Source organism: Burkholderia sp. Ac-20345 (genome assembly GCF_017104825.1).
GTDB classification, from domain to species: domain Bacteria; phylum Pseudomonadota; class Gammaproteobacteria; order Burkholderiales; family Burkholderiaceae; genus Burkholderia; species Burkholderia lata_B.
Window position 1 is genome coordinate 24,961 of sequence record NZ_JAAGPO010000119.1, and the last position, 6,355, is coordinate 31,315.

Sequence of the window (6,355 nt, forward strand, 5' to 3'; positions counted from 1 at the left end):
AACAGGTTGGAGGGCTGCACGCGCCGGAGGAAGCGCGCCATCGGGTGATTCATGTCACAGGTGCCTGCTGTGCAGTGAATAAGGTCATGACCTTGGCGACGTGCCGTCGCGCGCGACGCTCGCTCGCGCCAGCCGGAGGGGCTGCACGCCAATTGCCGGTCTCCCACTGTCGGGCGATCGTGCACGTCGTTTCATTCGCATCCTGTTGATGGCTGCACGATACGACGCAGACCCATATGCGTCAATATATTGATGTATATTTTTTATGATTCAGCACTATTTCAGCTAGATTTCGCCGACCCATGCGGAAAGAGTGACATCCTGTAGTCGTATATTGGCTATCGCGGCCACTAGCCCCGGCGCCGAATCTGGAGAAGCACATGCGTGATCGATGTGACGAGCTACCGACGCCATTTAAGAAGAGAGGGCTCGAGACGAAACGGGATTGGGGATTCTCGCAGGATGATGGCGCAGGAGGGCGCCGAACGACGCGTCGCGCGTCGTGATCTGTTCGAAACATGCCATGCGGACTGCACGGCAGTGGGCGGAACCTACGTTGCTCGTATGTTGCGCGAGCAGTGGCGGAGCCGCAGCGGATCCGCCACCTTCACGTTCTTCAATCGTGCGCGGAAATCTCCGCTTCGCTCGCTTCACCGATCGCAAGCGCGTCGCCCAGGTTCACGCCATTCATTCCGTTGTTCAGTTGATTCAGGAAGTGAACGAGCGACACCTTGTCGTCGAAACGGAAGTTTGCCAGCGCCTGCCGATAGAACTCGTAGATCTTGGGCTGCAGGCTGTCCCAGAATGCGCGGCCCTGAGTCGTAAGCACGACCTTCTTTGCGCGCCGGTCAACTGTGTCGGCAATGCGCACGACATGGTCCTCGCGCTCCAGCCGCTTCAATACCCCGTCGAGACTCTGGCGGCTAACCACCAGATAATCCGCGAGTTCGGAGAACGACATTCCTTCCACAACGTGCGGGCGTGACAATGCCCCCAGCACCGACCACTGCACGGTTGTGATGCCCAGTGCCTTGATCGTCTGCCTGTCGAGCGTGTTGCCTGCCTGGAACAGCCGAAAGAACAGGCGGTTGTGTACGGATGAGACGGATTGGTCGTAGGACGGGTCGGAATTTGTCATGAGCTGATCTGGTATTCGCGTTGGTGCGGCGCAACGCATTGATGCCGCTATTCTACGGTGGCCATGGTCTCACCGACATGCGTTGCGGAGGATTCGGCTGACCGCCGATACTGCCGGGGCCTGTTCATTTCGTGAGCGATGCCTCCCCAGTCGGGCGACGACTCGTCCGGTGCCGCTGTCCGCAGGCTCCGCTCCAACGCAGCTGCAATCCTACCGGCAAGGGTCACATATGACATCTACGTGATGTGATGACGCCCTGCCGACGTTCACGCATAGTGTACTAGATGCGCACATCGGTCCGGTCAATCATAAAAATATATATCATGATGTTGACGCAATTTAAAACCTGGCCTAGAGTGTCCATACACCGCACTACAACATGACGAGACACCCCATGGCGACCTTCGACAAGATTCTGTCCCCGCTTACCGTCGGATCCATTGTGCTGCCCAACCGGATGGTGATGGGTGCAATGCACACGCGACTGGAAACTCTTGACCTGCCCCACGAGCGCCTTGCCGCGTTTTATGCGGCACGTGCTGCTGGCGAAATCGGGTTGATTCTGAGTGGCGGTTTTTCGCCGAACCCCGAAGGCGTCATGGAAGAAGGGGGCCCGTTGTTCGATCGAACCGACCAGCTCGACGAGCATCGCGCGGTGACGGGCGCCGTCCATGCGGCTGGCGGGAAAATCGTCCTGCAGATCCTTCATGCCGGCCGTTACGCGAAGGTGCCCAACTGCGTCGCACCCTCACTCGGCAAAGCGCGAATCAATGCGTTCTCGCCGCGTGCGTTGAGCACCGAAGAAGTCTGGACAACGATCTCGGATTTCGCACGGACTGCCGCATTGGCGATCGAAGCCGGTTACGACGGCGTAGAGATCATGGGTTCCGAAGGCTATCTGATCAACGAATTCACGGCGGCCGTCACGAACCACCGCAGCGACGAGTTCGGTGGCGATTTTGATGGTCGAATCCGCTTCCCGCTGGAAGTGGTCCGCGCAGTTCGCGAACAAATCGGCCATGCGCCCATGCTGATTTACCGGATCTCCGCGATCGACTTGGTCGACGGTGGGATGACGGGCGCGGAAATCGCGACATTCGCGCAACACGTTGAAGCGGCCGGCGCCGACCTCATCAATACCGGTGTGGGCTGGCACGAGTCGTCCGTGCCGACGATCGCGGCGTCGGTACCGCGAGCGGCATGGCGTGACGCGATCCACAACGTCAAACAGGCGATTTCGATTCCCGTCATGGCGTCCAACCGGATCAACACACCGGAGGTCGCCGAGGAACTGATCACAACAGGCGTCGCCGACCTGGTGTCGATGGCGCGCCCGTTGCTGGCCGATCCCGAATTCGCGAAGAAAACCCGTATCGGCGTGGTCGACGAAATCAATACCTGCATCGGCTGCAATCAAGCTTGCCTGGATCGCATCTTCACCGAGCGCACCGCGACCTGCCTCGTCAATCCGCGAGCCGGCCGCGAGATCGAGTTCCCGGTCGGCTCGGCACCGCGCGCCAAACGAATCGCTGTGGTCGGTGGTGGTCCTGCCGGGATGGCCTTTTCCGTGAATGCCGCTGAGCGCGGACATCGCGTCACACTGTTCGAAACCGACGCTCGGCTCGGCGGCCAACTCAATATGGCCAAGGTCGTGCCCGGCAAGGCCGAATTCAACGAGATGCTCCGCTATTTCCGCGTCCGTCTGGAACGGCTCGGCGTGTCGCTACGCCTGGGCGAAGCGGCCACCGTGGACGGGCTTGCAAGCGGCGAATTCGACGAGATCGTGCTGGCGACGGGCGTCACGCCGCGCGTGCCGGATATCGTCGGCGTCGATCATCCGAAGGCGGTCTCCTATGTCGACGTGCTCACGGGCGCGGCCCAGGTTGGCCAGCGTGTCGCCATCATCGGTGCGGGTGGTATCGGGTTCGACGTCGCAGAATTCTTGCTGGGCGATCCCGAAGAATCTCTCGACAGGAGCGCCTTCTTCCGCGCATGGGGCGTGGATCCTGCGAACGCTGCCGCCGGCGGGATCGTTCCGGCTGCCGCTCATGCCGCGCCGCCGCGCAGCATCCACATGTTCCAGCGCAAGGCCGAGCCGCTTGGCAGGGGGCTCGGCAAGTCGACCGGGTGGATTCTGAAGGCCAAGCTCCGAAAGGCCAATGTCGCGATGATCTCGGGCGCGACGTATGACGCGATCGACGACGAAGGGCTGCATTACACCGTCGACGGCAAGCCGCATGTGCTGCCGGTCGATCATGTCGTCCTGTGCGCCGGCCAGAATTCCAATCGCAGTCTCTACGAGGCACTGCGCGCGCGCGGGATGTCGCCGAAGCTGATTGGTGGTGCGGACGTTGCAAGCGAGCTCGACGCACTGCGAGCGATCGATCAGGCGACGCGGCTCGCGGTGGCGCTTTGATTCGATCGACCGGATGAGGAAGACAACGTGAAAGCAGCATTCATTACGGGACATGGCGGCAATGAAGTGGTCGAGGTCGGCGAGCGCCCGATGGCGGTTCGCGCGCCGGGCGAGGTGCTAGTGCGCCTTCGGGCCGCAACGCTCAATCGCGTCGATCTTTACATGCGGGACAGCGGCGCCGGCATTCCCCATCAATTGCCCCAGATACTGGGTCTGGATGGCGCCGGTACCGTGGAGGAAGTGGACGACACGGAACCGGCGCTTTCACGTGGGCAACGCGTCGTCGTGCATCCTGGCATCACGTGCGGGCGTTGCGAATTCTGCCGACGCGGCGACTCGGCGTTGTGCGCGTCGATCCGATACGTCGGCGAGCATCAGGACGGGACCCTGGCCGAATACATTTCCCTCCCGACGGCCAATGTGTTCCCGATGCCAGAGTCCCTTGATTTCGCCGAGGCCGCTGCGCTCGGCGTGAATCACCTGACCGCATGGAGAATGCTGTTCACAAAGGCGCGGTTCGAGCCGTGGGAAACGGTCTTGATCTTCGGCATAGGCGGTGGCGTTTCGTTGGCTGCGTTGCAACTGGTCAAGCTGGCAGGCGGACGTGCGATCGTCGTATCCCGCGACGGCGAAAAACTGAGGCGGGCCATCGAGTTCGGAGCCGATCATGCGATCAATATCAGCACTCAGGATGTCGTCAGGGAAGTGATGGGAATCACTGGCGGGCGTGGGGTCGATGTCGTGATCGAGAACGTTGGGCAGGCCGTCTGGTCGAGTGCGCTGAAATCGCTGACGCGCGGCGGACGCATCGTGACGTGCGGTGCGACGTCCGGCGATCAACCGTCTGCCGACCTGCGACGCGTCTTCGCGAAGCAACTGCAGATATTCGGCTCGTCGCTCGGGAATTTCGACGAATACCGCGCGCTGCTGGAATGGACCGGACGCCAGGCACTACGCCCGGTGATCGATTCACGATATCCGCTTGCGGACGTGCGTGTCGCACTCGATCGCCTGGCGTCTGGCGAGCAGTTCGGAAAGATCGCCATCGAAGTCGCCGACTGAAACCGCAAGAGGCAATAAACGCCGGGGCCGCCCGGAGCGCTGGCCGTGCCAGTTGGGGTGCGGCCAGTCGAACCGGGATGCCCGGCCCAGACGCCACGCGCTGCCGACACACCCCTCGGATGGCGACAGCCAATGACGGCGAAGCGTTGGAATACGGCACGGGGCTTCGACTCGAAGCGCGTGTCCGACAATAATCCGTTGCCACCCGGCGACGATGACGAACCGGTGAGGCGGCACGTAACGCGCGCCACACCATCGCTGAGCAGGAATACGATGATTCGCGATCAGGAAACTCTCTCTCTTCTTCTCGATTCGGTGTCGCGCTTCGTGCGCGAGCGACTGGTGCCGGCCGAAGACGAAGTCGCCGAAACCGATGAGATACCGGCCGAAATCGTCGGCGAAATGCGCGAGCTCGGGTTGTTCGGCCTGACAATCCCGGAGGAGTACAGCGGACTGGGACTGACGATGGAAGAGGAGGTGCTCGTCGCATTCGAAATCGCACGAACCTCACCTGCATTCCGGTCGATCATCGGGACCAACAACGGCATCGGCTCACAAGGTCTGATCGTCGACGGCACGGAGGCGCAAAAGCAATGCTACTTACCCAAGCTGGCATCGGGCGAATTGATTGCGTCGTTCGCCCTCACCGAGCCCGAAGCCGGTTCCGACGCTGCGTCCCTGCGGACGACGGCGGTCCGGGATGGCGACGACTACATCATCAACGGCACCAAGCGCTTCATCACGAATGCGCCCGAGGCCAGCATCTATACGGTAATGGCCCGCACCGATCAAAATGCGAAGGGAACAGCCGGCATTTCCGCATTCATCGTCGAAAAGAATACGCCCGGACTGTCGTTGGGAAAGCGTGACAAGAAGATGGGCCAGCGCGGCGCGCACACCAGCGACGTGATTTTCGAGAACTGTCGCGTGCCGGCCGCGAGCATCATTGGCGGCAAGGAAGGCGAGGGCTTCAAGACCGCGATGAAGGTGCTCGACAAGGGACGCCTTCACATCGCCGCAATTTGCGTCGGTGCGGCCGAAAGGATGTTGAGCGACGCACTGCGCTACGCGATGGAACGCCGGCAGTTCGGCAAGCCCATCGCGGAATTTCAGCTGGTTCAGGCGATGCTGGCCGACAGTCGCGCCGAGATCTATGCGGCTCGCTCGATGGTCCTCGACGCTGCCCGCCGCCGCGACAACAAGGAGGATGTCTCGACCGAAGCCTCCTGTTGCAAGATGTTCGCATCAGAAATGTGCGGCCGCGTCGCGGATCGCGCGGTTCAGATCCACGGCGGCGCGGGGTATGTCTCCGAGTATGCGATCGAACGATTTTATCGCGATGTCCGACTTTTCCGGATCTATGAAGGCACCACGCAAATTCAGCAGATTGTCATCGCGCGCAACATGATGCGCGACGCCGCGCGATAGCCCGCCCATGTCCGGCGCCCCAAGGCGCCGGCACCACCGTGTCCTCCGGTCAGCGTGGTCGAGATACGGTTCACTCGGGCTGACTGGCCGAATGGCAGGCACCGATTATGGTCGACACGACTGCCACAGGATACTCATACGATTGAGGACTTTTATGAAGATATTGGTACCGGTGAAGCGAGTAGTCGATTACAACGTGAAGGTCCGCGTGAAGTCGGACAACACGGGTGTCGACATCGCGAACGTGAAGATGTCGATGAACCCGTTCGACGAAATCGCGGTTGAAGAAGCCGTGCGCCTGAAGGAAGCGG

The 6,355-nt window shown here is 61.3% G+C and carries 4 protein-coding genes and 1 pseudogene; 4 read left to right on the forward strand and 1 reads right to left on the reverse strand.

The genetic code is table 11. The annotated features are described in order from the left end of the window. Positions 1–616: 616 nt before the first annotated feature. A complete protein-coding gene (locus tag G3O06_RS31705; protein ID WP_205818561.1) occupies positions 617–1,138 on the reverse strand; it encodes a MarR family transcriptional regulator in 522 nt (173 codons plus the stop codon). Positions 1,139–1,532: 394 nt separating this feature from the next. Between G3O06_RS31705 and G3O06_RS31710 the strand changes: the two genes are divergently transcribed. From G3O06_RS31710 to G3O06_RS31725, 4 genes and pseudogenes are all read left to right on the forward strand, one after another. Next, complete coding sequence (locus tag G3O06_RS31710; RefSeq protein WP_205818562.1) at positions 1,533–3,554, forward strand: NADPH-dependent 2,4-dienoyl-CoA reductase; 2,022 nt, start codon at positions 1,533–1,535, stop codon at positions 3,552–3,554. A 27-nt stretch (positions 3,555–3,581) separates the two neighbouring features. Further along, on the forward strand, positions 3,582–4,616 hold the full coding sequence (locus G3O06_RS31715; protein WP_205818563.1) for a zinc-binding dehydrogenase: 1,035 nt from the start codon (positions 3,582–3,584) through the stop codon (positions 4,614–4,616). Positions 4,617–4,889: 273 nt separating this feature from the next. Beyond that, complete coding sequence (locus G3O06_RS31720) at positions 4,890–6,044, forward strand: acyl-CoA dehydrogenase family protein (protein WP_205818565.1); 1,155 nt, start codon at positions 4,890–4,892, stop codon at positions 6,042–6,044. A gap of 154 nt (positions 6,045–6,198) precedes the next feature. Next, a pseudogene (locus tag G3O06_RS31725) lies at positions 6,199–6,355 on the forward strand (electron transfer flavoprotein subunit beta/FixA family protein); the annotation flags it as partial.

Excerpts from the sequence above, each read along its gene's own strand:
- G3O06_RS31705 (WP_205818561.1), bottom strand. The coding sequence starts at position 1,138 with ATGACAAATTCCGACCCGTCCTACGACCAATCCGTCTCATCCGTACAC.
- G3O06_RS31710 (WP_205818562.1), top strand. The coding sequence starts at position 1,533 with ATGGCGACCTTCGACAAGATTCTGTCCCCGCTTACCGTCGGATCCATT.
- G3O06_RS31720 (WP_205818565.1), top strand. The coding sequence starts at position 4,890 with ATGATTCGCGATCAGGAAACTCTCTCTCTTCTTCTCGATTCGGTGTCG.